Source organism: Stomatobaculum sp. (genome assembly GCF_057248925.1).
Genome location: NZ_DBHIHF010000011.1, coordinates 1 through 24757, shown reverse-complemented (window position 1 = coordinate 24757; position 24757 = coordinate 1). Strand labels below are relative to the sequence as shown.

The following is a 24757-nucleotide window of genomic DNA, read 5'->3' as shown; positions in this document are numbered from 1 at the left end:
CCTCCTTTACTGAAAAATATCGAACTTATATTTAAATGGTGAATGCGAGGGAAGACTGACTACCGCCTCGCCAACCGTGAGGGCCGTCAAATCCCAATCTTCTACGACATATCCCTCGCGCTTCTCATAATGATTGCTGCCATTTGCCTCTGGAAACGACTCCAAGATCATATTTCGTCCCATGAGCTGGCACACATATTCTCTGGTTGTATAGTCGTTCTGGTGGAATGCAAATACAGACGAGAAACCGGATACGGCGTTTTTCGCTTTGGTTTCGTTGCTGTAATTCGCGTTCAGCTGATCTATGCTCTGAAGCCCTGCAAGAATCTTAACGCCTAAGCTGCGGCCGAAGTTGATACCATCCTCCAAATGGCGAAGGTTCGGGAGAAGCTTCAGTTCGTCAACAATCAGATAGACATTACCTTGGGACGCAGTCCTGCCTAATGCTTCTTTGAGCGCAAGATCAAAAAGCAAGGTGTATATTGGAGACAGCACATCGCCGATAGAGAGGTCATATTCAATGAACGCGATTTTCCCACCCTTTTGCCGGATAAACTTGCGCATCGAGAAATCTCCAGCATCCGCAAATACCCCTGTCAGGACATCTCGTGTGACTGAATACATCTCAGACAGCACCCCCTGAGCCTGCGTACCGGTTTTTCCGCCGATATAGGAAGCGACGGAAACAAGATCGGCGTGCTGCTCAAGCAGCTTGCGCAATGTCTCCACCGAGGCCGAATCAATATATTCTTTCAAGTCCTCATTGTTCGGTACGACACCGTTCTTAATCAAGGCGATTATGATTGAGGCCAGCAAGTCTCTGGCGGCAATGGGGAAAAACGGATTGCTGCTATTCCTCTCTACCAGATTAGCAAACAGCGACTTGCAGATTTCCTGCGTATTTTGGAGCACAGATATCGGGTCTTTGCCGTCGGCTATGATTTCCTCATAGATACTCCATCGCTCGGACATCTTGCGATACTGGACAGAGTTACCTATCACGATGTCCCCCTTAGAGTAGAATTTGCTATAAAAGTCTCCCTTGCTGTCGAAAATAAGGACGATATCGTTAGATGTCAGCTTTGCCTTGATCTGCTGAACCATATGGTAGAAAAGATTCGTTTTGCCACAGCCTGTCCCGCCAACAAGCAGGATGTGCTTACTCAGCATCTCCTCCGTCAGGCCGAAGGAAGACTTTTTTCCCTTAAACTCTCCAGGGACATGAATGATTGCCTTGGGGACATCGGTCGGCGGCACATTATTTTCCAGCAGCCCACCATATACCACCTCGTGACTAATCAGCATACACTCACCTTCCTCTACATATCCATTTCCTGTTCGTGATCTTTCTCAAATTTTCCGCGCAGTTCCTTTAGCATTTCCTTGGTGATTCGTGCTCTGTTCATTGTTCTCCCGCGCCTTTCGTATCACTGCAATCATCATATTTTGGTCGGTTCGTACTCCTCATTAAATTGCATGACAAGGTCAATGGGGTAAATCCGCAGTTCTCTCATCATCTCGGATGTTTCCTTCATGGAGTCAAAAATAAATACTATTACGAGTTTCGCTCTCTTCATTTCTATATCCTCCGGAATCGATTTTCTTACGCTTTTATGAAGATATTATGGTGTTATTCTGAAATTGTCAAGCATATTCCCCGCTCAGACTTCTGTCTTCTCTTCCGGAAAGGTATAGCTTCGGAGCGAGGCATTCCGAATTCCGAAAGAAGCGAATTCCTCGTTTCCCATGTCACGGAAATAGGACTCCACAATGCGGGCGATGCCGTTGTGCGCAACCAGAAGATAGCTTGTCTCCTTGTCTTCTCTAAGCTCATCCAAAAGATTGTAAATGCGCTGCGCAACCCGCATCATGGATTCTCCGCCGCCGAAGCTGTCTATAAAGTTCTCCTTGGCACGCTGAAAACCCACACCGTCCCGGGCTGTTCCCTCCCACTTGCCGAAGTTCTGCTCCCTGAGTCTCGTATCCACCGCAAGCGGCAGTTCGAGTATAGTCGCGATCTCCTCTGCTGTATCCCGCGCGCGGCTCAAGGGCGAACACAGTATTCGGTCAAGCGTTAACTCGCCTGCGTCCATGCGCGCCCTCAATTCACGCCCGATGGCGCGCGCCTGCTCCCTGCCGCGCTCGGTCAGGGGACTCTCGGTCGCCCCGCAAATTTTATTTTCAATGTTCCATACCGTCTCGCCGTGCCGCACAAAATATACGTTCCGCATCTCCCTGGCTCCTCTCCGCTCTTAAACGGCAATTTCTCTTCTTTTCGTCAACAAATCCTGCATCCGGTCGATGCAGATTTTCTTGCATTTTAGCAGAATTTTGCCTGCCTTGTCTGCCCTTTCCGCCGCATAAAAAGAAAAGCGCCGGCTTATCGCCGACACTTTTCCGTATTCGCTCACTTCCGTGCCTCACCGTTTCCTGTCACGGTCGCTTTTCTTCCTCTTTCACGATTTCCGCCCGGAATACCATAATCGTGTCCGCATCGGAGCAGCAGAACTCCGCGACTCCTTCCGGCTGTCCCGGCAATTTGCCGCCGTAACGAAGAATGTCAATATAGGGAAAGGCACAGTGCATCGCCATCGGACAGAGTTCGCCTCGCTCTGTATCATAGTCAAATGTCTGTCCGATCCGGTGCCCGCGGTGACAGCCCATCTTGCCGCGCCGGTCAATGACTGTCAGTTTAATTTTAGGTCTCTTCTGTCCCATGCTGTCCACCCTGTCTGTTTTGTCCTAAAAAAGGCTCTGATTCAGGCCTGATTTCCGGTGAGTTGCAATTCCTCGGCGTGTTCCTTCATACCCGCAATCGCGATTTCCGCGACCTCTTTGATGTCCATGCCGAGCATCTCACAGCCTTTCAGGATAATCTCTCGATTACACTTTGCGGCAAAGCCCTTGCTCTTAAACTTTTTCATGAAGCTCTTGATGTCCATATCAGCAATGCCGTTCGGGCGCATGCGCGCCGCCGCCTGAATGATGCCGCTCAGCTCATCCACCGTGTAGAGACTCTTCTCCATCTTGCTCTTCGGCTCGACCTCGTTCCGGTGTCCGTAGCCGTGACTTAAAATGGCGCGCACATCTTCCGCGGGGACGCCCTCGGCGAGCAGCTCTTGCTCGGTATGCAGAAGGTGTTCTTCCGGGAACTTCTCATAGTCGTAATCGTGGAGATAGCCGACCGCCTCCCAGTGCTCCCTGTCCTCACCGAAATACGCTGCCATCGCGCCCATGCAAGCCGCCACATTCGCCGCGTGCAGTTTTAAATGCGCCTCGGAGACCATTGTGTCATTGATTCGTTTTGCCTCCGCAATCGTCAACTTTTCCATGCTGTCGTATCTCCTCTCTTCCGCTTTTACGCGGCCTCTCGGCTTATGAATCTCTTTTAGTTTAACACAAGGGGCATACCATGTCAGTTTTTAATTTAATGCGGTTTCTATGAAATCAATCAAATTATATCATTATTTGTGCTTTTTTTAGTCCAATATATCATTTTTGTGGTATACTTGAACCGGAGGTGAGCACTATGTTACTTGAATTTCGTTTTCAGAATTACAGATCATTCCGTGATGAGACAGTTCTCTCGATGGAGGCAAGCGGCCTCTCAGCACTTAAGTCCTGCCTGATTCCGGTGAACAGTAAAGTTCAACTGCTCCCCAGTGTTGCTATTTTCGGCAAGAACGGCGGTGGTAAGACGAATGTCATACGTGCTTTCTGGCTTGCTGTACAATTTATACGCAATGCACAGCGCACACAACATGCCGGCGCTGAAGTTCCCGTACACCCTTTTCTCCTGAATGACTACTCGAATCAGAAGCCAAGCGTCTTTTCTTTTATTTTCATCATAAACGAGCAGAAATACTGGTATTCCTTCTCTGCCACGCGCAATGCGATTGTTCACGAGAGCCTGTACCATTCCCCGCGCGGTCAAAAGGCTCTTGTCTTCTCGCGCGAAGGACAACAATTTAAATTTACAGAGGAAAAGGCAACTCGCAAACTGATTGCTGAACTAGTTTCAGAGAATCAGCTATACTTTTCGGTCGCTTCTACGATGAAGGATCGAGACTGTATCCGAGCAATGCAATGGTTTCGAGAGCAGGTTATCTTTTCCAGAGATTATCCCGATATCCCTCGGCAGCTGCTCGCATATGCGGAAAACCCCGACATGCTTCGCGCTATTAACAGCTATGCGAAAGCAGCTGACCTTGGCATCTCTGATATGAAATTTGAAATCAATCGCAAAGAACTACCGGAAGATCGCTTACCCGACACTCTTCCAGATGATGTTAAAACAACGCTTGCACAGTTTCTGCAAGCCCTTCGAAAAAACATTGACACGATTGATACACAAATGCTTCTGCGCGAATTGAAAGCAACCGCCTATCATCCCGGCATCAAGCAAAATGGTGAGCACTCCGATTTCCCACTTACACTAGACGACGAGTCCGATGGTACCCGACAGCTCATGGCGCTTGCACCTGACATTGAGCATGCCTTGCAAACCGGAGCTGTCCTTTTTATCGATGAAATTGACACTACGCTACATCCGCTGCTCGTGCAGTACATCCTGGCAAAATTCCAGAGTAAACACAGCAATCCGAGAAAAGCACAGCTCATCTTTACCACACACGACACGGAGCTGCTCTCCATGGAATTGCTGCGAAAAGACCAACTCTACTTTGTCGACAAGGATCCTTTCAGTGGGATTTCTGAACTCTATAGCATCAGTGATTTGGGCACACGGACCAATGAAAACATTCGAAAATCTTATTTACTCGGCAAGTATGGAGCCATTCCGTCGCTTACTCCGGAAGAGGTGGAATAATGCCGCGCAAACAAAAAAAACCAAGCCGTTCATCTATGTCTTCTGCGAAGGTGAGAGTGAAGTCGCCTATGCCAATTTTCTTCAGCATGAATTTCAAAACAGTTTTGTCATAAAGACCAGGAAAATGACATCAACGAGACTCTTTGAAGAGACCAAACTTCTCTTTCAAAAGAATGCGATATATCGAAACAGTGTTGATTCCGTCGATGAAATCTGGTTCTTCTTCGATGTGGAAGACTATAATCTTCTGACACAAAGCAAACAAGACGAGAACGTCCTGCGGTGGAATCAGCGCATTAAAATTATCCGGGAATTGCGAAAGCTCCGCAAAAGACCTGGTGTCACCGTTCGTCTGCTCATGACCAGTGGCTGTATTGAGTACTGGTTCCTGTTACATTTTGAGTCGTCTGCACCTTCCTGTATAACTTCGCCTGATAAAGATAACATTGTCTCTAATCTTAAAAAGTATATCCCCAGCTATGAAAAAGCACATGTACCTTCCATAGAACAGATTGCAAAGAACTACAGTACTGAAGAAAGCAACAGCCGCAAAGTGCTGGATAATCTATCGCACTCTCAGGGTCTTCTTAAACTAAGCTCCGCTTCCACCCTTCGCGATGAAGATGAACGCAATCAGTGGCTTTGCACACACTGCAAAACTTTCTCTACCGTCCACGAAGCGATCTCTTTCCTACGAGAACAAGCATGAAAACACGAACTCTGCCGGAATGTTTCCGGCAGAGTTCGTGTTTTTGCTCTGTTACGGTACAGCCTGAATGTGTTTGAACAAACAGCGATAAAAGTTCGCTGCATCCTCCCCCTCGGCAAGCCCCGAAACCGAGCCGTCTCCGGATTCCAGTATCGTAAAGCGTCCGTCGGACAGTTCGGCGTAATCCAGGGTATAAAAAACACTGCCACCGTCCCCTCCTGCCCGGAATTGCGGCTTATGCGAATCGGCTCACCGTTCACATAAAACACACGGTACTCGTTGGTTCTGCCTTCATAGCGCTTTAGTTCCAGAAATTCCTTGATACAGATTCCGCCTGTCAGCAAGTCGCCGCGGTAACGGTAAAAAAGCTCCATCCATACATTGAATGCTTCCTGCGAGCAGTTCTCGTCAAAATAGGCGGGGAACTCGCTGCCTTTCACGGACTTCACATAATCTTTCACAAGAAAGCGACCAAACTCTCTAAGGCATGCCCGCACATCGATTTCGGCGTGCAGCGGAAACGTGAGCATGCGCGCGGTATTCGGCAAAAGCTCTGGGTATACGCGCGGGAATAAATGCAATTTCTCGTACATTTCGGGCGTTGTGATTAGTCGTATCTTCTGTGAGAGCAGCTCCCGATAAAAGACAGCATATTGTTCCGGTTTCATCATCCAGCCGCGATAGACGGCCGTGATTTCCCGCTCAGGCACGTAACTGAGCCTTAGCCGCTGTTCCCTGAACCAAGCTTGGTAGTCGAAGACTGCTGTCTCAAATCCGCCCTCCCAACGCGCTGCGCGATATTCTTCCGCAAGGTCTTCATCCACCTCTCAGTCACACCTTTTCCCCCTGCTCTTGTTTCTCTTTGTTCTCTTCCTGCACAAGCGAGCAGAGCACTCCCTGCGGCAGGACATAGAGCACTTTTCCCTCCGCTGAGTCCCCGATTTTATCGTAAAGTCGCCCTGCGCTGTAACTGTTTCCGATGACAGAGTGCGGGCTGTTCGCGACATAGCCCACTTTCCCGAGTCCCTCGAGCTCCACGCGGATTGCCTCCTTGTCCGCCTTGTTATCCGGCTCCTTGATGAGTTGAACCTTCATCTCCGGCTTAAAATACTCGTTCCCGTAGTAGTAATTGGTTCCGGCAATGGTGAAATAGATTGGATTCATTTTTCTGCCTCCTCTGCTTTTCTTATGTTTCCAGTCTACCACCCCGCTTGTCCCGAAAAACGGACACCATTACAGAAAAATACGGACTGCCTCCGGGAGAGGCGCGTTGCATTACGTCACGCCCGTTGGAAGCTGTATTTCGTAAGCAGACAACAGGGCGTCGGAATGAAAATTTGCTCTATCTTCACCATTGGAAATGCAAGTTCTGTGCTTCGGTGGCCACGCCTGCTTAATTCCGCGCTTCCCCTGTTCGCTTCCGGAAGAGTTCCAGGTCAAGGCATTCGGTCGCGACCTCCTGCAAAAAGGCAGTGTCGTGAGAGACTACAAAGAGGATGCGATCCTCTCGCTGCTGCTGTTTTAAGAGCGCCGCGATGCGCAGCATATTTTTCCGGTCCATGCCGCTGGTCGGTTCGTCAAAGTAGAAAAAGTCGGCGTCCTGCAGGAGGCAGGTCGCAAGTGCCAGTCTCTGCTTTTGTCCGCCCGAAAGGCTCATGGGATGCCGCTCTCTGAACGCAGAGAGTCCGAGTGCATGCAGTAAGTTCTCGATTGCACGCTGTATCTCCTCTTCCGTTGCCTTTTCTCGCATCCCCCCCGCTGTCTTCTCTCTCAGTCCTCGCCCCTTCCATGCGAGCCGCAACTCTTCCTCGACCGAATCCGCAAACAGCTGACTGTTCACATCCTGCATGACCAGGGCAGAGCGTGCAATGCGCTCACGCCCGGACAGCGGCTTTCCCCGAAGCGTGATGCGGCTCTTCTTCGGTGTCGCCAATCCCGTCATTGCGCGGAGCAGCGTAGATTTTCCGCAGCCGTTTTCACCGATGATGCCAAAGATTTTTCCGAAGGAAAAGGAGACCTGACTGAGCTTTAGTTCTTCGCCCCGCCGGAAGGGGCAGCAGAGCGTTTCCACGGTCAGCTCTCCCTCGTTTTTCCACGCGGGGAGCCGAAGCACGGGCTTTTCCCTGCTCCTAAGTCCCATAGCTGCAAGCGCCTCTTCGGAAAGAGTGAGAAATGCTTCCCGCGAAAAATCTCCGTCTATCCTCCCCTCTTCTAAGATAATCAGGCGATCCATGAGCACCGTTAGATAGTGGAGCCTGTGCTCCGCAATGAGAAGGGCTATGCCCTTTTCCTTTAACAAGGGCAGCATTTTCTGAAGAACCGCGATCGAGGCCTCATCCAGATTGGAGGAGGGTTCATCCATGACAATGAGCTTACAGCCCGCGAGATAACAGGCGGCGACTGATAAAATCTGCTTTTCCCCGCCGGAGAGCGCAAAGATATTTCGTCCGAGGAGATGTTCTATGGGGAATATCTTCAGTAAGTCCTCCATGCGCCTATCCATCTCCGCGCGATTAAGCCCCATGTTCTCCATGTAAAAGAGCAGCTCCAGCGTCGTATTCACATTGAAAAAGTGCGTCTTCGGATTCTGAAACACACTCGCAATTCGAAGTGCGATTTGATAGATGGGCAGCGTTTCGATACTCTCCCCTTCGAAGCGGATATGTCCCCTGCCCTCGCCTTGGTTATAGTGAAAAGCAAGGCCGTTGATTGCGTGAATCAGTGAAGATTTGCCGCTGCCGCTCTCCCCCGTGACCACTAAGCATTCCCCGGCTTTGAGCGTAAGACTAATATCTTTTAAGACCGGCTCCCCTTCTCCGTAAGAGAGCCAAAAATTCTCGATTTCAAGCATGGCTTCCCTCCTAGCGCAACACAGTCCAGCCGAGCAGCATGAGCCCGCCCATGGAGAGCGCGTATACGGCATCCACCGGCTGCAAGCGCGCCGGCGTGTATCTTGTCTTCGGCACCGGATTCTCGATGCACTTACACTCCGCCGCCTTTGCGATATCCTCCGCGATGTTGGAAGAGATGATGAGAAGCGGCACGGTGACATACTCGAGATAGCGCAGCGGGTTCCGCGTCCGAATCCCGCGTATCTTCATGGCCATCGCAATGTTACGCTTCTCTTCGGCAAAAGAGGGGAAAAAGCGGAACATGACCGCAACCGGGATGGAAATACTCTCAGGAATGTGCAGAAAATCCATGGATGCCAGTATGCTCCCCACATCCGAAGTCTTCATCAGGAAACGACCGCTTGCCACGGGAAAGTAGAGTAGGCGTAGCATGTAGGGCACGGTCAAAAACATCTTTAAAAGAATCGGGAGCGCGTACAGCTTCGGAAAACTCGGAAAGGCGCAGAGCAGCGCAAAGATGACTGTGTTTTGCACCGCGCTTTTCCGGTCGCCGTTTAAGAGATAGAAGAGCGAGAGTAAGAGAACGATACTCCACTCCGCATAAAGACAGAGCGGATGCACGATGGTTAAGCCGAAAAACCCCATAACGAGTAATTTCGTTATGGGATTCGGATTGAAGGGACTTTGCAGACTTTCCCAGGGTTTTAACTGCCGCTCCATCAGACAATGCCCGCCTTTTCAAAGTGCTTTCTTAAGAGCTTGCGCCCGAGAAATGCACCCACTATGCCGCCGAGCACAGCACCGAGGTACACGAGGCCAATGTTTCGGACACTGATCAGCCTTTCAAGGGCGTCTGCATACTCTCTCCCCATCTCCGCCTCGGTGAGCTGTAAATAACGCGCCTTCATCACGAGCATTTGCAGGAGAGAACTGCAGAGAAGGGTTGCCATGACCACATAGGCAAGCATGTTATAGCGCAGAGAGCGGTACTTTCCGATACGCCGTATTCCCTCTGCGACCAGCATCGTGACAAGCGCTATGCCGGGCACCAACAGCGTATGTCCGAAGAGAAACATGATAATCGGTGTGATCATGCCAAAAATCACGAGTGCCCAGGGCTTTTGTACTTTTGCCATAAAGAGCAGGACTATGGGGCCTCCCACCACGCCGAACACCATCGGATAAAAGAGGTAGAGGATGGGCACCACGCCCATCATTCCGACCGCAAACATGCAGACAAAATAAATCACGCCGAACACACCGATTGTCACCAGATCTCTGATTTCGAGACTCGTCTTCTTCTGACTCATGTGTACCCTCCTTTTGTTTTGCACACCCGCCGTGTGTGAACTGTTTTGGTCGATTTTTTGAGAACTTGCGTCAGCTGTCGGCGGCAGTTTGTGACATTTAACTATATGTTAGGATTATATAACTCCGTTTTTCCCCTGTCAACCGGCGCGGTATTTTTCTCTCTGTGCCTTTTCCCCCTGCTTTTCCACTTATGCTTTTCTTGTCCCTCTGATTTTCTTCTGCTGCTTTTCTCCTTTGCGCCTCGCTTTCTGCTCGTATCCTTCTGTTCTTCACGCTCTGCCTTCTTACGCCTGCTCTTCCGCCCCCCGGTCTCATTCTTGCTTCCTCTCCTCGATACCCAGCATTTCCCTTCGTCGCCTTTTTATTTTGCTCGCGCCTCTTGCCTTTGTGCCCCGGTCCTTCCGCGCCAAACTCTCCTGTTCCCCTCTTTTCTCGTTTTCCCCTTTTTCTTGTTTTCCCCCTTCTTTTTCTGTCCCGGAAAACGGACTTCATCCTTCCTCTCCTAGGCACCCGACTTTTCTCTTCCTCTCCTTTTTGTTTTGCTCGCGTCTCTTGCCTTTGTGCCCCGCTCCTTCCGTGCCAAACGCTCCGCTTTCCCCTCTTTTCTTGTTTTTCCCCCTCCTTTTCTGTCCCGAAAAACGGACTTCATCCTTCCTCTCCTAGGCACCCGACTTTTCCCTTCCTCTCCTTTTTGTTTTGCTCGTGTCTCTTGCCTTTGTGCCCCGCTCCTTCCGTGCCAAACGCTCCGCTTTCCCCTCTTTTCTTGTTTTCCCCCCTCTGTTTTCTGTCCCGAAAAGCGGACTTTATCCTTCCCTTGCACCCTTGCTTCTGCTATATTGAAAACAGAAAAAGCCGCAGCTATGTGCGGCGCGCGGAGGAGAGAAAATCTATGGCAGGAAATGAGCGGCGCGGGGATCATCAGAAGCAAAAGCTCCTGTATCTCGCCAAACTTTTTACGGAAGAAACCGATGCCGAGCACGCGCTCGGCATGGCGGAAATCATTGATAAGCTCGCTGCCTGCGGCGTCAATGCCGATCGAAAGACCCTGTATCTCGACTTGCAGGAACTCCGGGACTTCGGCATGGACATTGATACCGTGAAAGCCGGGCGAAATACGCTCTACCGCCTTGTGTCTCGGCGTTTTGAACTCCCGGAGCTAAAACTCCTCGTGGATTCCGTGCAGTCAGCGAAATTTATCACCGAAAAAAAATCCAAGGAGTTGATTGCAAAACTCGAGTCCCTCGTGAGCAGGCATGAGGCAAAGCAACTGCAGCGCCAGGTCATTATTTCGGATCGCATCAAAAGCATGAACACGAGCGTCTACTACAATGTGGATGCCATCCACGAAGCCATCAATGTAGGCTGTCAAATTCGCTTTCAGTACTTTCAGTGGAACCTGAAAAAGGAAATGGAGCTTCGCAGAAACGGCACCTGGTATCAGATCAGTCCCTGGGCGCTCGTCTGGGACAGCGAATACTATTATCTCGTCGCCTATGAGGCCGCGAGCGATAAAATCAAGCACTACCGCGTCGACAAGATGAAACGGATTTCTGTGGTTGAAGAGAGGAGACAGGGCCTCGAGCGTTTTCGTCAGTTTAACACCGCGCGCTATTCCAAGAGTCTCTTCGGCATGAACGGCGGAGAAGAGATCATTGTGACGCTCGAGGCGACCAATGAGAAAGTCGGTATCCTGATAGACCGCTTCGGAAAAGAGATTCCGATTATGCCGATTGACGATGCGCACTTCCGCTGCCATGTCACCGTCGCGGTGAGTCGCCTCTTCCTCGGCTGGATTATGGGACTTGGCGGCGATGTGAGAATCGTCGCGCCGCAGGCTGTCGTAGACCGTATGACTTCCGAGGTGCAGCGCCTCGCCGCACAGTATCCGCAAAAGAAGCCCTGAGACTAGGTCTCAGGGCTTCTTAACGGTTTACGGTTTCTTCAAACTTCCGCCTTCAACGATAGAACTTCACTCTCTCTTCAATCTTCTCTTTCGCCTTGGGCTCCCGCTCTTCAACAATGCCGCCGAAGGGCATCTGCGCGAGCAGCTTCCAGCTGTCCGGGAGGCCGAAGAGCTCCCGCACCGTCTCATCGATTACGGGATTATAGTGCTGGAGGTTGGCGCCGATTCCGAGTTCACGGAGACCGCTCCAAATGTTAATCTGCAGCATACCGTTCGCCTGATTTGCCCAGACCGGGAAATTGTCCGCATAGAGCGGGAACTTCTCCTGCAAAGCCTTTACGGTATTCTCTTCGCAGAAATAGAGCACTGTCCCTGCCGCTGCCTTGAAGCCGTCAATCTTTTTTCTTGCGACCTTACCCTGAAAAGCCTCGTAAATCCGATCCCAGAGTTCATCCTGCTTCTCTCCGAGCGCCACCACGACGCGTGCGCTCTTCATGTTGAAGGCATCCGGAATGAGCTCTGTCGTCTCTTCGATGAGCGCCCGCACCGCCTCCTCCGAGACCGGAAGCTCTTTATTCAACTGATAATAACTTCTTCTCTTTCTGAGTCCCTCATGTATTGCCATTTGAAACCCCTCTTTCTACGGCTATCCCAGCCCTTGCCGCGCTGTACTACGTCATGCCGCAAACAGTTCCGGTTCCGTATTCAAAAGAATACGAACCAATACCCTATAATCCAGATATTGCACGTCATCAAGTCCTTGGTGAATCTTTTTCGCCAGCCGACTACGGTAATAACAATCCATTGCCTTTTCCAGTGTGATGCCCTTTACTGCGGCAAGATGTGAAATCAGGCGCTCTTCGAGTACTTCCCGGTAATATTTTTCCAATACATCTCCGCTCATACCTTCACCTCCTCGGAAGAGCAAAACTTCAAAAGACAATCTACAGCAGTCTGCGTGATAAAAGCAATCTGATCATACCCCGGATACACACGTATCTCTCGCAAAGCCCTCTCCTTATCCCAGATACCGCTTTGATACATGTCCCAACTCGAAAGACCTTATCGTTTGCTACTTTTCCCAGGATTACATCAAAATCGCAATATTCCTGCGCTCCGTCCCGGCAACTGCACACAAAATCAATCCAAGCTTCTAAATCATCACCGAAATCTTTGAATACAAGCCCCATCTGTCCATTTTTCATTTCATAGACATTCAGGATAGCTCTTTCGCTGCCTTTCGAAAATCCGGCCTTACGTCTCGCCCATTTCTCCGCTTGCTTCTTTACGGTAGTGACATAGAAGCCGCGGCCGAAATCCAAGTTGCGATCGGAATAGCTCACATCCGGATGCTCCACAATTTGATTAGATCCGTGATATACAATCATATGCTCACCTCACGCGCATTCAGATATTCCTCAATGTCCCGAATGATATACGCAGAGCTCTGGGTATGCAGGATGTCATAATTCGGAAGCAAATATCGTTCCAAACAAGCACTCTTTTTCAGCGCCTGATATACCTCTGCGGGCTCTACCTTCCAGCGATCCGCACAAGCATGAATCATATATATGACAAATGAAAATTGGTCTCGATCCATCTTGCGGCTCCTCTCTCACTTCTTTACCTGTTTTGATTGTAGCAAAAACACTCAAGCAAAAACAGTCCCGCGTTTTCACGCGGGACTGCTCTTCTTCCCGGAATCGAATCAGCCGCCGTAGCGGTCGTAGTGCTTGCCGCCCCAGTAGACCTGCTGCGCGACTTCCGCCTTCTCACTGAGTGTCACATCCTTAAAGATGTACTCCTTGAACTTCTCAAAGCCGGTGCGGTCCACAATGTAGCCGATGTGCTCCTTGTGCTCAACCGCATCCGGATCGATGTACTCCTCGATGTAGGCGTAGGTATTTGCCGCAATGCGGAGAATGCTCTCCTCGTCACACCATTTGATGAAGTCCTCGGCGAGACGCGGGTTCCGCTTGCCGGTGCGACCGAGCAGCACCAGACGGAAGTAGTGCTCCTTGCTTCTGGTCCACGCTCTGGTCGGGCAGTAGGTGATGCAGACCCCGCAACCGATGCACTTCTTCGTGTCGCGGACAATCTTGCCGTTCACGAGCGAGAGCGCGTTGACCGAGCGCTTTTTGCAGTACTTGATGCACTGCTCACAGGCGACGCAGCGGTTCGGGTCGTACTGCGGCTCGGTCATACCGATGATGCCGAAGTCCGCCAGACGCACCTTTGCGCAGTCATTCGAGCAGCCGGTGAAGGCCACCTTCACATGACGGTCGTTCGGGAAAATCTCATTTTCCATCTTCTGCGCAAACGCCGTCGTGTCATAGCAGCCGAAGGGACAGAGTCTCGCGCCCGGGCAGGCGATCACGTTGCGCGTGCCTGATGCCGGATAGCCCTTGCCTTTTTCCGGCTGGTTGATGCGGAGCGAGTCGATGATCAGCTGCACTTCCTGATTGACCTTGTCCATATCCTGCAGGCGAATGCCCGGAATCTCAATACCCTGACGGTTCGTGATGTCGATCTGACCGTTTCCGTACTTCTCCGCAATCTCAACGACACGTCCCAGGGACTTCGCGTCAATGACACCACCCGGAATACGGATTCTGGAAGCCGTCTCCCCGCGCACCTTTGAGTAACGGAATGCATTTTTCTTCAGTTTTCCTAAATTGATATCTAAAGCTCCCATTTCTTCTCTCCGTTCTGACTCAGTCAATCATCTCTTTGGCTTCCACATAGTTGAACACCGGTCCGTCGAGGCAGATGTAGGTGTCGCTGACACGGCAGTGTCCGCACTTGCCGAGACCGCAGCACATCTTTCTCTCGTAGGAGACCGTGATATTCTCCTCTTTAAAGCCCTTCTTCAGAAGTTCAATGATCGTAAATTTCATCATCGGCGGCGGGCCGACCACAACGGCCTTTGCCTTGGCCGGATCCGCGAGCGGCAGATCTGCGATGTACTTTGTGACGAGGCCGATGTTGCCCTCGTACCCTTCCGGCGCACCGTCCACGGTCAGAATCAGATTCAGCTTGTCCTTCCAATCCGCAAGGTCATCGCGAAACAGCATGTCCGCGGGGCTGCGGAAGCCTGCAATCACATATTTCTGCTTGGCATTCTCCATCTCGCTGAGCGCCTCAATCACGCCGCGCACCGGAGACACACCCGTGCCTCCCGCCACGACCACGGTCTCGCCGTCTTGATAGAGCTCGGTGTCAAAGCCGTTTCCGTAGGGACCGCGGAGCAGGAGGGTATCGCCTTCATAGTTCTCAAAGACTTCGTTGGTCACGCGGCCCACTTTGCGGATGGTGAGATCCACAAAGCCCTCGCCGATGCCCGAGACCGAAATCGGCGCCTCGCCGTACTTCGGCATCGAAACCTCGAAAAACTGTCCGGGCTTTACCGGCTCCTCACCCTTGTATTCCATCCGAAAAGTGAACTCTTTCTCCGTGTGCCGGATAACTTCCAAAATCTTGGAAGGATAGGGAATATACGGATTACGCATTCTTGCTGCCCTCCTTTTCCATCTCTTCGACCGCAGCTGCCACCTTGTTTATGATGTTGGAGAAGCTGATGTACTCGCCGCAGATATCGTCGCAGCGGCCGCAGCCCACACACATGTCATAGCCGAAGCGCTTCCGGAAGTCGCGAATCTTATGAAGCGTCTTGAAGCGCATGCGCTCGCCCTGTGTCTTCCGGTACTGACCGCCGCCCGCCACATTCGTGTAGCCGTCCACCATGCAGGAGCTGCCGACCCGGCGGCGCTCACCGACCTTGCCGTTGTCCGTATAGTAGACGTCCTGCATCGTATAGCAGGAACAGGTAGGACAGGCGTAATTGCACCGTCCGCAGCCGATGCAGCGGGTATTGTACTCATCCCAGAGCGGATGCTTCACGATTTCAATCGGGATATTCTCCGGCACAGTGACGCGGACTTCGTTCTCGGTCACATGGCGCGGCACCACTTCCTCCTGTCGCTCGCTGCTCGATGCAAACGCGCCGCGCACCGCTTCTTCGAGCACATTGATGCGGTAACTCTCGTCAATCTTATCGACCGAGAAAGCGTAGCCGTCCTTTGTGATGTTTGCTCCCATGTCGACACAGAAGCAGTTCTCATAGCTGTGTCCGCAGCCGATCAGCACATAGTGAAGCTTCTCGCGGCGTCTCTGATAGAACCAGTCCTGCTCGCGCCCGTTGTGTAAGTACATGTCGTCGAGGCGCTTCATCGCCTGTAAATCGCAACTCCGAAGGAAAAGGAGCACCGGTCTCGTGTCGATATCCGCCTCCTTACACTGCTCCTCCGTGAAGAAGAACAGCGTCTCCGAGAGCGGCGTCAACGCCTCTTTGGCGGAGTAATCGGACTTCGCCTCGAGTTCAATCGGGGTTCCCTCTTCCACTTCATCATAAATCACGGCGTCAATGTCCGTGAAGCGCCCCGCCCCCTTTTTGCGGACCGGTGCAAAAATGCGGTACTCTTTCCGAAGTTCTTTCAGAGCGTCCTGAAATCCTTCTTCTGTCAGTATGTAACCCATTGAAATTCCTCCTTGTGGAAAAATGTTAGTTCTGCAATTCATATGCGTAGAGGGCGTTCCCGGAGTTTGTCTTCCCGAGGCAAATGCCGAAACAGCGCCGCAGGGTATCCCGCTCTTCGAGCAGTTCCTCCGGTGTCCCGGAGAGTATCATGCGTCCCTCGTTCATGACGAGAATCCGGTCACTCACCGTAAAGCTGAGCGCGAGATCATGCGAGGTCATCAGCACGCCCTTGCCCGCCGCCGCGAGATAGCGCACCAGCTCGACCGTCGCCTTCTGGTGGGCAATATCCATATAGGATGTCACCTCATCGAGCAGAAAAAAAGCCGGGTCCTGGGCAATCAACATCGCGAGAAACGCGCGCTGCCTTTCGCCGCCGGACAAAGCGGGCACCTGCTTGTCGCCGTACGCCGCGAGGTCCGCAATCCGGAGTGCCGCCGCAATCTGCTCTCTGTCGCTCTCTCCGAGCGACCGGAACATCTTTTTCCGGCGGAAACAACCGTGTGCCACCAGCGTCCGCACATCCATGTGCGGGGCTGTGAGTGTCTGCGGAAGGTAGCCGATACAGGCCGCGCGTTCCTTCGGCGAGAGTGTCTTTAGCTCCCGCTTGTCGCAGCGTATGCTGCCCTGATACGGCAAAAGACCCACGAGTGTCTTTAAAAACGTGGACTTACCGCAACCGTTTTTCCCGATCACAGTCGTTATTTTGCCTGCGGAAAAAGTCTCCGCCGCGATCGAAATGACGGGCGGCTCGCCCCTCGCTCCCGCTGCGGCATAACCCGCCGTCAGCTCTCTGACTTCAATCATATGCCACGCTTTCTGTGCATCAGCATCCAGATAAAAAACGGCGCACCGAGAAGGCTTAAGAGCAGCCCGACCGGCAGCTCGTAGGGGTAAAAGAGACGCCGCGCCAGAAAATCGGCCGCGATAAGCAGGGCGCTGCCGTAGAGCCCTGAGAGCGTGAACATCTGCCGCGCCGACATCTGCCCCGCAAAAAAGCGCCGCAGCACATTCGGCACAATCAGGCCGAGAAATCCGATCAGTCCGCCGATACAGACCGCCGCGGCCGCGAGCACGGTCGCGGTCACCATCGTGAGCAAGCGATGCTTTGTCACGGATAATCCGAGCCCCTGTGCGACCTCGTCGCCGAGCGAAAAGAGATCTATGCCGCCGCCGAGCAGGGCGCCCGCGAGAAGCCCCGGCAGGATAAAGACCGCCGAAAATAAGAGTCCGTCATACTGTAAGCCCGCAAAGCCGCCGAGCGTAAAGGCCTGCTTGTCCGCAACCGCATGCGGGAAGAACGTCACGATGCCGTTCACCGCCGCGCCCATGAGCGCCGAGACCGCAACGCCGGAGAGCACAATTACGCTCCGGCTGTAGCCCGCCTTTCTCGCAATCAGCAGTACCAGCGAAATCGAGAGCAATGCCCCGAGAAAGGCCAGCACAAAGCGGGCCGCCGTCACTGCCGGAAACAAGAGCGCGGCGAGCAGCGCAAACAGTCCCGCGCCCGCGTTGACGCCCATGACACTCGGGGAAGCAAGCGCATTGTGCAGCGCTTCCTGCATGAGATAGCCCGACGCGCCGAGCGCCGCCCCGGAGAGCAGCGCACCGAGGGTGCGTGGCACCCGCACATAGCAGAGAATTCTCCGCACATCTCCCGCAGCGCCGCGCAGGCCGAAGAACACCGAAAACCAGGTGAAAAGCAGGGTCAGCGCAAGCCCGAAAAGGAGCGCGGACACAAAGGATCCTTTTTTCACTGCTTTTCCGCCGCACCCCCGAGGAGCTCTGAGAGCTTTGCGTAAGCCTCGCCCCAGCGCGCATTCGGCTTATACTGAAACAAGTCCTTCGGCAATACGGCCGTGTGGCCGTCCTTGACAGCTTTCAGCTGATCGTAGGCAGGCTGTCCGCCGATCAACTCCTGGTAGACTGCCTCTGCCTCCTTCGGCTCTCCCTGAAAAATCACGAATAAGTAGTCCGGGTTTGCCTCCGTGATGCCCTCCATGCTGAGCTGATCCAAAAGGCTCTCGGGTGCCGCATTCGTGAGACCGAGATCCTCGAGCATCGCAACCGCGAAGTGATCGGACTTTAACACTTTGGTCTTTGCCGCGGAAGCCCGGATGACGAGGAAGGTTTTCCCCTTGACTTCGCCCGGCAGCGCTGCCTTGACGCTGTCAATCTTCTGCTGCACCGCCGTGACATTCTTCTCGTAGAGATCCGCGCGACCGGTCTCAGCGGTAAAGTTCTGCATCACCGACGCGTAATCGGCAAAGTTGTTAATATCGACCGCCTGACAGCGGATACCGGCCGCCTCAAGCGTCTTCTGCACTTCGCGCTGCGCCGGAATGTCCGGCGCCGTCAGCACGAGTGCCGGGTGCAGCGCGAGAATCGCCTCCGCGCTCGGCGCCGACAGTTTGCCGACCGAAGCGCACTCCTTCGAGAGTCCCTCGAGATCCATCGCATCGTCGGTCACGCCGACCAGATTTCCGCCGGCAAGGAGCCACATCTCGCCGACCGAGCGGGACAGTGCCACCACGCGCGAATCCGCCGAAAGATCTGACGCTTCGGTGCTCTCCGCGGCCTGAGCGCTGCTCTCCGCTTTCGCGGCTGTCGTCGTCTCCGTCTGCTGCTGTCCGCCGCAGGCGACGCAGAACAGAATTCCGAACAATAGACATAGTGCCAGGTACAGCCGATTTTTTTTCTTCTCCATCATCTTCCTTTCTCCGAAACACAAGCCGAGGGACGGCGACATTGTTAATTCTATAACAATCTTCTCCGCCCTCTACCATCTTTTTACAATTCAGTTTATACTAAAACAAAAAGCAAACTGTTTCCTATGCAACAGTTTTTTGTTTGTCTTGTATGAGGTATCACAATGGAATCTACTGAATTCAGCTTAGAGGCCTTAACCCGTTTTCCGCTCTTTGAGGGACTTTCCGCCGGTGAGCTCGAAGCACTGCTTCCCTGTCTGGACGGCTACATCCGCTCCTACCCGCGGAACAGTTTCCTGATTCTCGATGAAGACAGTGTCCCCTATGTCGGGATGCTGCTCTCCGGCATGATTTTCATGCTGAAGGAAGATGAGAACGGCCACCAGTCTTTCTTAAACTACATGCTGCCCGGCGATCTCTTCGGCGAATCTTTTTCGCTCCGCAAGAAAAAGACGCCGGCCCATGTCTCCTTTCTCGCCGCCAGAAATGCGACCGCTCTCTTTTTGCCGCTCGGAAAAATTATGCGAAGCTGTGAGCATCACTGTCGCTTTCACCGCATCATGACCGAGAATATGTATGAGCTCCTCGCGAAGAAAAACGGGCAGCTCATGCAGACACTTGACATTCTCTCAAAAGACACGCTCCGGGAGAAAATACTCTCCTATCTGCAACTCCGTCCGGAAGGACTTCAGGCACTACCCGGGCTGCCGCCGACAGCCACTGTCACGCTGACCGTAGATCTCCCCCTCAACAAGTCGGAACTCGCGCACTACCTGAATGTGAACCGGAGCTCGCTCTGCCGTGAGCTCACCGCGATGGAGAAGGACGGTCTGCTTTCGGTCACCGGAAACCGCTACACGCTCTTCGCCTCCTGACGAAAGTGGCGCAAACACACAACATGCATCACAATGTCTTTTCCGGATTTTCTCTTCGCAAAACTGCCTCGCCCAGAATTGTCACCGCTCTGCCGTCGCCTGCACCGATTCATCGTGCTACGGACAACTTGTCCGTAGTCGCTTCGCACGCACAAGCGGATTGACCGTAAGGCGCAAAAAAAGCTCCGGACGAAAGTCCCGGGGCTTTTTCGATACCTGTTCGATACCTGTCATTGATTCCGTTTTTCGGTCCCGTGTGTCCGAATCAAAACCGAACCCGGCTGCTATCCGCCTCGATTCTATTCCATCCGAATGTCACGCGACCTTATCTCGGCGCACACTGTCGCCTCGTACTGCGATACCCTGTACTCTGCCTCAGAGACCTGCCTTAAAGAACTTGCGGAATGCGGTGACTTCCTCCATGGACTGGGTAATTGCAACGGAGTACTTGGCCGAAGCTTTGATTCCCGGCTCGTAGGTGACAGGCTCGAACTGATAGTGAACGCCTTCCTTGGATGCCGAGCAATAGCCGGTCCAGCCGGACGCAATTTTGCCGCCGTTCTCCTTGTTGAAGACCTCGGCCTCGCCCCACTCGGTGAGTTGCGCGTTCACCGGCACAATCACAACCTCGCCCGGCTTGTAGCCCACAATGTAATTGCTGTGCACATTGACCTCCACGACCACAGCATTGTGCGGAACCTCCATATGGCAGTAAATCAAAGTGTAGGCATCTCCGTCCGCAACCAGCGAGTTGAAAATCTCCCGCATTTTTGCCTTGTTCTTCCGGTTGTCCTCATCGGACGCCCCCGTCAGCGCCTTCTTCAGCAAATCCTTTAAACCCATCTCTGTTTTCCCCCTTCATCTTTTCTCTTTTTCGCGCAAGACTTGCCGCGACAACACTATGTTTCAGTATACAGCAGAGTCCCGCAAAAACAAGCGAAACTCGGTTCCTCTCTTCTCATTCCTCCAAAATAGTGCCGCTTAAAACTTCTCTGTTGCCTGCCGCACCGATATCCCCGCTGTGCCAAGCACTTACGCCTCGCCTTATCTCCGCCTACTGCCTAACCAAGAAGTCTGCGCATCAAAACGCTTGCTCTCACTTCCCCTTTGCCTTCCGCGCAACGCGAGCTTTTCCCTTTCATATCCCATGAAAAACGATACACGAATCTTCGGGGGTATGCTCATTCCTATGTACACATGGTCCGGCATCAAAGGTCCTACTATAAGCTCTACACCTTTGTATGCGCAAAGATCATGTGGGATTTGAGCCAAATCCTTCTTGCATTGATTGTAGCTTATTTTTCGTCTATACTTTGGCGTAACGACGATACGGTACTTGCACAGCTATTTGGTATGTGCGGCACGATTCGCCTTTGGCATGAAATCACCTTTCCTTTCTCTGTAGCGGCTTGGACACCTCTATTGTGCGGAAAGGTGATTTCTTTGTGAAACGATTTGTCTCCACCCGCATAGCGGGTATTTTTTTGAAGTTGCATTCCGCAAAAGATTTCCCCTTTCATACTCTCCGCTGTTTTCGGTATAATAAAGTTCATGAGGGAGGTAAGCGAAAACCATGGAGAAATATACAAACCTCAAGGAAATGGTCTACAATGCGGTTCTTCAAGAGATTATCTCCGGCAAATATCAGCCCGGCGATATTCTGAACGAGAAGAAACTCATTGAGAAATACGAAGTCAGCAAGTCTCCCGTCCGGGATGCCCTGATTGCGCTCTGCGCGGACGGCGTTGTCCAGAGCATTCCGCGCTACGGCTACGAAGTCATACGCCTGACGCATATCGATATCTATGAAATGCTTCAGTACCGGGAATTTCTGGAGAGCGGCGCGCTGCGCGAGAACTATAAGCGCTTCGGCGAAGCCGAAATCGAACTGCTGACGCAGCTGAACCGGAATTGTCAGCGGGACGATGTGGACCCCATTCAGCACTGGCGCTTCAACATGGACTTCCACGAAAAACTGATGGAGTTCTGCGGCAATACCTTTATCACGATGAATGTGAAGCGCTGCATGTCACGCCTGCTCCGCGCCTACTCCCAGCTCTACTGGAACCGGCGCGCCGACCGACTCCTCTCCTATGACACAAAACACCACGAGTTAATCATTGCCGATCTCGCCCGGAAGGATCCGGCGGCACTCGTGCGTGACATCCGCGATGACCTCCGCGACTTCGGCGGGTATATGGGACTCTGAACCGAAGCCTGTCCCTGCCTGCTCTCTTGACTGCCCTCTTTCCCGTTCCCGCGGGAAAGAGGGCTTCTTTATGTTTTCGCCATTTTTCTTGTAAATTTTACAGGTTTTTTCGTCAAAATCACTTGATTCTGATAATATCAGTGGTATTATCATTGTGAGAGGAGGCCTGTTATGTTCGTTGAAAATCCAGAATCGTTCAGCAATTACACAGCAATCCTGCGAGAAGAGCTGGTGCCCGCAATGGGCTGCACCGAGCCGATTGCGATTGCCTATGCCGCGGCAAAGGCGAAGGAACTGTTGGGGGAGGAGCCGCTCCACATCACAGTGGACTGCTCCGGCAACATCATCAAAAACGTAAAAGGCGTCACCGTGCCGAACTCGGGCGGGCAAAAGGGCATCAAGGTCGCCGCGACCCTCGGCATCACCGGCGGGCAGGCGGACAAGAAGCTCGAAGTCATTTCCGCCGCGGATGACAGCGCGCGGGAACGCTGTCGGGAGCTCGTAAACGCCGGTTTCTGTGAGGTCAATTTCGCGGAAGATGTTCCGAATCTCTACATCGCCGCGAAAGTCCGCGGCAGCACGCACACGGCGGAAGTCGTGATTGCGGAGCACCACACCAACATTGTCCGCATGGCGCGCGACGGCGTCACGGTCTTTGAGCAGGCAAATGCCGCCGCTTACCCGGAAAATGCCTCGCTTTCAAGCGCCGACCGCCGCAAAATGACACTGCGGGGGCTGCTCGACTACGCCGCCCGGGTGGATCTCTCGGAAGTCAGCGACCTTCTTGAACGGCAAATTCGCTATAACCGGGCCATTTCCCAGGAGGGACTCGACAACGGCTGGGGCGCCCGCATCGGCAAAACCATGCTCGAGAGCTGGGGCAGCGATGTAAAGACCCGGGCGATTGCACGGGCCGCCGCCGGTTCCGACGCCCGCATGAGCGGCTGCGCCCTGCCGGTCGTCATTAATTCCGGCTCCGGCAACCAGGGTATCACCGTGACCCTTCCGGTTCTGGTTTACGCAGAGGAGTTTCAAGTCTCCAAACAGAAATTGTACCGCGCGCTGCTCGTCAGCAACCTGGTGTCTATCTACATCAAACACTTTATCGGCCCGCTCTCCGCTTTCTGCGGTGCCGTCAGTGCAGCCTGCGGCGCAGGCGCGGCAATTACTTACATGGCAGGAGGTGATGAAAGACGCATTGCCTGTACGATTACCAATACCCTCGGCAATGTCGGCGGCATTGTCTGCGACGGCGCAAAACCGAGCTGTGCGGCGAAGATTGCTTCTTCGGTGCACGCGGCGATTCTGGCCTACCAGATGAGCATGCGCGACCAGCAGTTCCAGCCCGGCGAGGGCATCGTAGAGGAAGATGTCGAAGAGACCATACGGAATATAGGCTACATCGGAAAAGTCGGCATGAAACCCACCGACCACGAGATTCTGAATGTCATGATTGACAAAGTTGATGTCAATGCTTGCGTCTGAGCTTCAAACATAAGGAGGGAATTGTTATGGAAAAGAAGGGCTTTCTACACAGTCTGCCGTTCCGGCTGGTTCTTGCACTCGTCATAGGTCTTGTCGCCGGACTCGCTATGAACTCGATGGAGGATTCCGCACTGCTCACCGGCATCCTCAATGTTGTTGTCACCGTCAAATACATTGCCGGCCAGTTCATCAGTTTCTGTGTCCCGCTGATTGTCATCGGTTTCATCGCACCTTCGATTACGCGCATGGGCAACAACGCGTCCCGCATGCTCGGTGTCGCGCTGCTGATTGCCTATGTCTCTTCGATCGGTGCTGCCTTCAGCTCGACGATTGCCGGCTTTTCGATTTTGCCGCATCTCTCGATTAACCCGAACGTGGACGGACTCCGCGAACTCCCGGATGTCATCTTCCAGCTGCAAATTCCGCCTGTCATGACCGTCATGACCGCTCTCTTCTTTTCGGTCACAGTGGGTCTCGCGGCGGTCTGGAACCATTCGGAGTACACGACCAACCTGCTCGAAGAGTTCCAGAAGATTGTGCTCTCGATCGTGACGAAGTTCCTGATTCCGGTGCTCCCGCTCTTAATCGGCACCACCTTCTGCACCCTCGCCTATGAGGGCAGCATCACAAAGCAGCTTCCGATTTTCCTGATTATCATTGTGATTGTGATGATCGGCCACTACCTCTGGCTGACCCTGCTCTACGGCATCGCGAGTGTCTACTCCGGCCGGAACGGCCTGAACATTCTGAAGCACTACGGTCCCGCCTATATGACCGCAGTCGGCACCATGTCTTCGGCCGCGACACTCTCCGTCGCACTGCAGTGCGCAAGAAAATCGGAACCCACCCTCCGCGATGACCTCGTGAATTTCGGCATTCCGCTCTTTGCGAATATCCATCTCTGCGGCTCCGTAATGACAGAGACCTTCTTCGTGATGGCAGTCTCGAAGATGCTCTACGGCGAATTCCCGTCCGTCGGCAAGATGGTGCTCTTCTGTCTGCTGCTCGGCGTCTTCGCAATCGGCGCACCCGGCGTGCCCGGCGGCACCGTCATGGCGTCTCTCGGTCTGATTACCGGCGTGCTCGGCTTTGACGAGACCGGCACGGCGCTCATGCTGACCATCTTCGCACTGCAGGATTCCTTCGGCACCGCCTGCAATGTGACCGGCGACGGCGCCCTGACCCTGATTCTCACGGGCTACGCGGAAAAGCACGGCATCAAAGAGGCAAAACTCGGCGACGTACTGTGAAAACACGCTTCCCTGTCACAACAAAGCTCCCGTCCTATAATGATATGTACCCAGAATTCTGGACACATTGACTATCGTTAGGCACCACAACTG

Annotated in this window: 30 protein-coding genes; 7 read left to right on the top strand and 23 right to left on the bottom strand. The window is 52.9% G+C overall.

Going from position 1 to position 24757, the window contains the following annotated elements; genetic code table 11:
* Positions 1–6: 6 nt before the first annotated feature.
* From ACO4XG_RS05325 to ACO4XG_RS05305, 5 genes are all read right to left on the bottom strand, one after another.
* The gene (locus tag ACO4XG_RS05325; protein WP_308507949.1) at positions 7–1305 is read right to left on the bottom strand and encodes a type IV secretory system conjugative DNA transfer family protein; all 1299 of its coding nucleotides are present in this window, start codon (positions 1303–1305) and stop codon (positions 7–9) included.
* Between the two features lie 134 nt (positions 1306–1439).
* The gene (locus tag ACO4XG_RS05320; RefSeq protein WP_308507948.1) at positions 1440–1577 is read right to left on the bottom strand and encodes a hypothetical protein; all 138 of its coding nucleotides are present in this window, start codon (positions 1575–1577) and stop codon (positions 1440–1442) included.
* 84 nt (positions 1578–1661) lie between these two features.
* Positions 1662–2231 (bottom strand): histidine phosphatase family protein, encoded by a 570-nt coding sequence (locus tag ACO4XG_RS05315; RefSeq protein ID WP_308507947.1) that lies wholly within the window; start codon positions 2229–2231, stop codon positions 1662–1664.
* A gap of 202 nt (positions 2232–2433) precedes the next feature.
* Positions 2434–2718, bottom strand: coding sequence for a TIGR04076 family protein (locus ACO4XG_RS05310; protein WP_308507946.1), 285 nt, complete (start codon positions 2716–2718; stop codon positions 2434–2436).
* A 41-nt stretch (positions 2719–2759) separates the two neighbouring features.
* Positions 2760–3332, bottom strand: coding sequence for a hypothetical protein (locus ACO4XG_RS05305; RefSeq protein WP_308507945.1), 573 nt, complete (start codon positions 3330–3332; stop codon positions 2760–2762).
* Positions 3333–3529: 197 nt separating this feature from the next.
* Here ACO4XG_RS05305 and ACO4XG_RS05300 point away from each other — a divergent pair, with 197 nt between their 5' ends.
* A complete protein-coding gene (locus ACO4XG_RS05300; RefSeq protein ID WP_308507944.1) occupies positions 3530–4828 on the top strand; it encodes an AAA family ATPase in 1299 nt (432 codons plus the stop codon).
* Complete coding sequence (locus tag ACO4XG_RS05295; RefSeq protein WP_308507943.1) at positions 4752–5537, top strand: RloB family protein; 786 nt, start codon at positions 4752–4754, stop codon at positions 5535–5537. Before ACO4XG_RS05300 ends, ACO4XG_RS05295 begins: the two co-directional genes overlap by 77 nt.
* On the opposite strand, the gene ACO4XG_RS05290 is transcribed toward ACO4XG_RS05295, so the two are convergent.
* From ACO4XG_RS05290 to ACO4XG_RS05265, 6 genes are all read right to left on the bottom strand, one after another.
* Positions 5462–6361, bottom strand: coding sequence for an ATP-grasp domain-containing protein (locus ACO4XG_RS05290; protein ID WP_308507942.1), 900 nt, complete (start codon positions 6359–6361; stop codon positions 5462–5464). The genes ACO4XG_RS05295 and ACO4XG_RS05290 overlap by 76 nt on opposite strands.
* Positions 6362–6368: 7 nt before the next feature.
* Positions 6369–6701 carry an HIRAN domain-containing protein gene (locus tag ACO4XG_RS05285; RefSeq protein ID WP_308507941.1) on the bottom strand — a complete coding sequence of 111 codons (333 nt, stop codon included), beginning with the start codon at positions 6699–6701 and terminating at the stop codon, positions 6369–6371.
* A 229-nt stretch (positions 6702–6930) separates the two neighbouring features.
* Positions 6931–8388, bottom strand: a complete 1458-nt coding sequence (locus ACO4XG_RS05280) for an ABC transporter ATP-binding protein (RefSeq protein ID WP_308507940.1) — start codon at positions 8386–8388, stop codon at positions 6931–6933.
* 10 nt (positions 8389–8398) lie between these two features.
* Positions 8399–9109, bottom strand: a complete 711-nt coding sequence (locus ACO4XG_RS05275; protein ID WP_308507939.1) for an energy-coupling factor transporter transmembrane component T — start codon at positions 9107–9109, stop codon at positions 8399–8401.
* Positions 9109–9699, bottom strand: a complete 591-nt coding sequence (locus ACO4XG_RS05270; RefSeq protein ID WP_308507938.1) for an MptD family putative ECF transporter S component — start codon at positions 9697–9699, stop codon at positions 9109–9111. The genes ACO4XG_RS05275 and ACO4XG_RS05270 overlap by 1 nt, the downstream gene beginning before the upstream one ends.
* 97 nt (positions 9700–9796) lie before the next feature.
* A complete protein-coding gene (locus tag ACO4XG_RS05265) occupies positions 9797–10192 on the bottom strand; it encodes a hypothetical protein (protein WP_308507937.1) in 396 nt (131 codons plus the stop codon).
* 397 nt (positions 10193–10589) lie between these two features.
* On the opposite strand from ACO4XG_RS05265, the gene ACO4XG_RS05260 reads away from it, so the two are divergent.
* On the top strand, positions 10590–11603 hold the full coding sequence (locus tag ACO4XG_RS05260) for a helix-turn-helix transcriptional regulator (protein ID WP_308507936.1): 1014 nt from the start codon (positions 10590–10592) through the stop codon (positions 11601–11603).
* A 52-nt stretch (positions 11604–11655) separates the two neighbouring features.
* On the opposite strand, the gene ACO4XG_RS05255 is transcribed toward ACO4XG_RS05260, so the two are convergent.
* From ACO4XG_RS05255 to ACO4XG_RS05210, 10 genes are all read right to left on the bottom strand, one after another.
* Positions 11656–12228 (bottom strand): nitroreductase family protein, encoded by a 573-nt coding sequence (locus ACO4XG_RS05255; protein ID WP_308507935.1) that lies wholly within the window; start codon positions 12226–12228, stop codon positions 11656–11658.
* 51 nt (positions 12229–12279) lie between these two features.
* Positions 12280–12507: a hypothetical protein gene (locus tag ACO4XG_RS05250; RefSeq protein WP_308507934.1), complete on the bottom strand. Its 228-nt coding sequence runs from the start codon at positions 12505–12507 to the stop codon at positions 12280–12282.
* A 40-nt stretch (positions 12508–12547) separates the two neighbouring features.
* Positions 12548–12991, bottom strand: a complete 444-nt coding sequence (locus ACO4XG_RS05245) for a DUF3990 domain-containing protein (protein ID WP_308507933.1) — start codon at positions 12989–12991, stop codon at positions 12548–12550.
* On the bottom strand, positions 12988–13203 hold the full coding sequence (locus tag ACO4XG_RS05240) for a DUF3791 domain-containing protein (protein WP_308507932.1): 216 nt from the start codon (positions 13201–13203) through the stop codon (positions 12988–12990). The genes ACO4XG_RS05245 and ACO4XG_RS05240 overlap by 4 nt, the downstream gene beginning before the upstream one ends.
* A gap of 108 nt (positions 13204–13311) precedes the next feature.
* Positions 13312–14298 carry a sulfite reductase subunit C gene (gene asrC / locus ACO4XG_RS05235; RefSeq protein WP_308507931.1) on the bottom strand — a complete coding sequence of 329 codons (987 nt, stop codon included), beginning with the start codon at positions 14296–14298 and terminating at the stop codon, positions 13312–13314.
* A gap of 19 nt (positions 14299–14317) precedes the next feature.
* Positions 14318–15112, bottom strand: a complete 795-nt coding sequence (asrB, locus tag ACO4XG_RS05230; RefSeq protein ID WP_308507930.1) for an anaerobic sulfite reductase subunit AsrB — start codon at positions 15110–15112, stop codon at positions 14318–14320.
* Positions 15105–16139, bottom strand: coding sequence for an anaerobic sulfite reductase subunit AsrA (gene asrA, locus ACO4XG_RS05225; RefSeq protein ID WP_308507929.1), 1035 nt, complete (start codon positions 16137–16139; stop codon positions 15105–15107). The genes asrB and asrA overlap by 8 nt, the downstream gene beginning before the upstream one ends.
* Positions 16140–16164: 25 nt before the next feature.
* Positions 16165–16944, bottom strand: a complete 780-nt coding sequence (locus ACO4XG_RS05220) for an ABC transporter ATP-binding protein (protein WP_308507928.1) — start codon at positions 16942–16944, stop codon at positions 16165–16167.
* Positions 16941–17894 carry a FecCD family ABC transporter permease gene (locus ACO4XG_RS05215; RefSeq protein WP_308507927.1) on the bottom strand — a complete coding sequence of 318 codons (954 nt, stop codon included), beginning with the start codon at positions 17892–17894 and terminating at the stop codon, positions 16941–16943. The genes ACO4XG_RS05220 and ACO4XG_RS05215 overlap by 4 nt, the downstream gene beginning before the upstream one ends.
* A complete protein-coding gene (locus tag ACO4XG_RS05210) occupies positions 17891–18847 on the bottom strand; it encodes an ABC transporter substrate-binding protein (RefSeq protein WP_308507926.1) in 957 nt (318 codons plus the stop codon). The genes ACO4XG_RS05215 and ACO4XG_RS05210 overlap by 4 nt, the downstream gene beginning before the upstream one ends.
* A 162-nt stretch (positions 18848–19009) precedes the next feature.
* On the opposite strand from ACO4XG_RS05210, the gene ACO4XG_RS05205 reads away from it, so the two are divergent.
* Positions 19010–19720 (top strand): Crp/Fnr family transcriptional regulator, encoded by a 711-nt coding sequence (locus ACO4XG_RS05205; protein ID WP_308507925.1) that lies wholly within the window; start codon positions 19010–19012, stop codon positions 19718–19720.
* 375 nt (positions 19721–20095) lie between these two features.
* Here ACO4XG_RS05205 and ACO4XG_RS05200 read toward each other — a convergent pair whose 3' ends face one another.
* Together ACO4XG_RS05200 and ACO4XG_RS05195 are read right to left on the bottom strand one after the other, a co-directional pair.
* The gene (locus ACO4XG_RS05200; RefSeq protein ID WP_308507924.1) at positions 20096–20563 is read right to left on the bottom strand and encodes a hypothetical protein; all 468 of its coding nucleotides are present in this window, start codon (positions 20561–20563) and stop codon (positions 20096–20098) included.
* 201 nt (positions 20564–20764) lie between these two features.
* Entirely contained in the window at positions 20765–21049 is a 285-nt protein-coding gene (locus tag ACO4XG_RS05195) for a transposase (protein ID WP_485129664.1), read from the bottom strand.
* A 244-nt stretch (positions 21050–21293) separates the two neighbouring features.
* Between ACO4XG_RS05195 and ACO4XG_RS05190 the strand changes: the two genes are divergently transcribed.
* From ACO4XG_RS05190 to ACO4XG_RS05180, 3 genes are all read left to right on the top strand, one after another.
* The gene (locus ACO4XG_RS05190) at positions 21294–21929 is read left to right on the top strand and encodes a GntR family transcriptional regulator (RefSeq protein ID WP_308507923.1); all 636 of its coding nucleotides are present in this window, start codon (positions 21294–21296) and stop codon (positions 21927–21929) included.
* A 171-nt stretch (positions 21930–22100) separates the two neighbouring features.
* Positions 22101–23414, top strand: coding sequence for an L-cysteine desulfidase family protein (locus tag ACO4XG_RS05185; RefSeq protein WP_308507922.1), 1314 nt, complete (start codon positions 22101–22103; stop codon positions 23412–23414).
* A gap of 26 nt (positions 23415–23440) precedes the next feature.
* Positions 23441–24664, top strand: a complete 1224-nt coding sequence (locus tag ACO4XG_RS05180; RefSeq protein WP_308507921.1) for a dicarboxylate/amino acid:cation symporter — start codon at positions 23441–23443, stop codon at positions 24662–24664.
* The last annotated feature ends 93 nt before the right edge of the window (positions 24665–24757 follow it).

Bases quoted from the DNA above. Each gene is read 5' to 3' on its own strand.
- ACO4XG_RS05320 (WP_308507948.1), bottom strand. From the start codon at position 1,577: ATGAAGAGAGCGAAACTCGTAATAGTATTTATTTTTGACTCCATGAAG.
- ACO4XG_RS05205 (WP_308507925.1), top strand. From the start codon at position 19,010: ATGGAATCTACTGAATTCAGCTTAGAGGCCTTAACCCGTTTTCCGCTC.
- ACO4XG_RS05220 (WP_308507928.1), bottom strand. From the start codon at position 16,944: ATGATTGAAGTCAGAGAGCTGACGGCGGGTTATGCCGCAGCGGGAGCG.
- ACO4XG_RS05310 (WP_308507946.1), bottom strand. From the start codon at position 2,718: ATGGGACAGAAGAGACCTAAAATTAAACTGACAGTCATTGACCGGCGC.
- ACO4XG_RS05325 (WP_308507949.1), bottom strand. From the start codon at position 1,305: ATGCTGATTAGTCACGAGGTGGTATATGGTGGGCTGCTGGAAAATAAT.
- ACO4XG_RS05275 (WP_308507939.1), bottom strand. From the start codon at position 9,109: ATGGAGCGGCAGTTAAAACCCTGGGAAAGTCTGCAAAGTCCCTTCAAT.
- asrA (WP_308507929.1), bottom strand. From the start codon at position 16,139: ATGGGTTACATACTGACAGAAGAAGGATTTCAGGACGCTCTGAAAGAA.
- ACO4XG_RS05250 (WP_308507934.1), bottom strand. From the start codon at position 12,507: ATGAGCGGAGATGTATTGGAAAAATATTACCGGGAAGTACTCGAAGAG.
- ACO4XG_RS05190 (WP_308507923.1), top strand. From the start codon at position 21,294: ATGGAGAAATATACAAACCTCAAGGAAATGGTCTACAATGCGGTTCTT.
- ACO4XG_RS05245 (WP_308507933.1), bottom strand. From the start codon at position 12,991: ATGATTGTATATCACGGATCTAATCAAATTGTGGAGCATCCGGATGTG.
- ACO4XG_RS05295 (WP_308507943.1), top strand. From the start codon at position 4,752: ATGAAAACATTCGAAAATCTTATTTACTCGGCAAGTATGGAGCCATTC.
- asrB (WP_308507930.1), bottom strand. From the start codon at position 15,112: ATGCGTAATCCGTATATTCCCTATCCTTCCAAGATTTTGGAAGTTATC.
- ACO4XG_RS05185 (WP_308507922.1), top strand. From the start codon at position 22,101: ATGTTCGTTGAAAATCCAGAATCGTTCAGCAATTACACAGCAATCCTG.
- asrC (WP_308507931.1), bottom strand. From the start codon at position 14,298: ATGGGAGCTTTAGATATCAATTTAGGAAAACTGAAGAAAAATGCATTC.
- ACO4XG_RS05255 (WP_308507935.1), bottom strand. From the start codon at position 12,228: ATGGCAATACATGAGGGACTCAGAAAGAGAAGAAGTTATTATCAGTTG.
- ACO4XG_RS05200 (WP_308507924.1), bottom strand. From the start codon at position 20,563: ATGGGTTTAAAGGATTTGCTGAAGAAGGCGCTGACGGGGGCGTCCGAT.
- ACO4XG_RS05210 (WP_308507926.1), bottom strand. From the start codon at position 18,847: ATGATGGAGAAGAAAAAAAATCGGCTGTACCTGGCACTATGTCTATTG.
- ACO4XG_RS05300 (WP_308507944.1), top strand. From the start codon at position 3,530: ATGTTACTTGAATTTCGTTTTCAGAATTACAGATCATTCCGTGATGAG.
- ACO4XG_RS05305 (WP_308507945.1), bottom strand. From the start codon at position 3,332: ATGGAAAAGTTGACGATTGCGGAGGCAAAACGAATCAATGACACAATG.
- ACO4XG_RS05270 (WP_308507938.1), bottom strand. From the start codon at position 9,699: ATGAGTCAGAAGAAGACGAGTCTCGAAATCAGAGATCTGGTGACAATC.
- ACO4XG_RS05260 (WP_308507936.1), top strand. From the start codon at position 10,590: ATGGCAGGAAATGAGCGGCGCGGGGATCATCAGAAGCAAAAGCTCCTG.
- ACO4XG_RS05285 (WP_308507941.1), bottom strand. From the start codon at position 6,701: ATGAATCCAATCTATTTCACCATTGCCGGAACCAATTACTACTACGGG.
- ACO4XG_RS05240 (WP_308507932.1), bottom strand. From the start codon at position 13,203: ATGGATCGAGACCAATTTTCATTTGTCATATATATGATTCATGCTTGT.
- ACO4XG_RS05280 (WP_308507940.1), bottom strand. From the start codon at position 8,388: ATGCTTGAAATCGAGAATTTTTGGCTCTCTTACGGAGAAGGGGAGCCG.
- ACO4XG_RS05265 (WP_308507937.1), bottom strand. From the start codon at position 10,192: ATGAAGTCCGTTTTCCGGGACAGAAAAAGAAGGGGGAAAACAAGAAAA.
- ACO4XG_RS05315 (WP_308507947.1), bottom strand. From the start codon at position 2,231: ATGCGGAACGTATATTTTGTGCGGCACGGCGAGACGGTATGGAACATT.
- ACO4XG_RS05180 (WP_308507921.1), top strand. From the start codon at position 23,441: ATGGAAAAGAAGGGCTTTCTACACAGTCTGCCGTTCCGGCTGGTTCTT.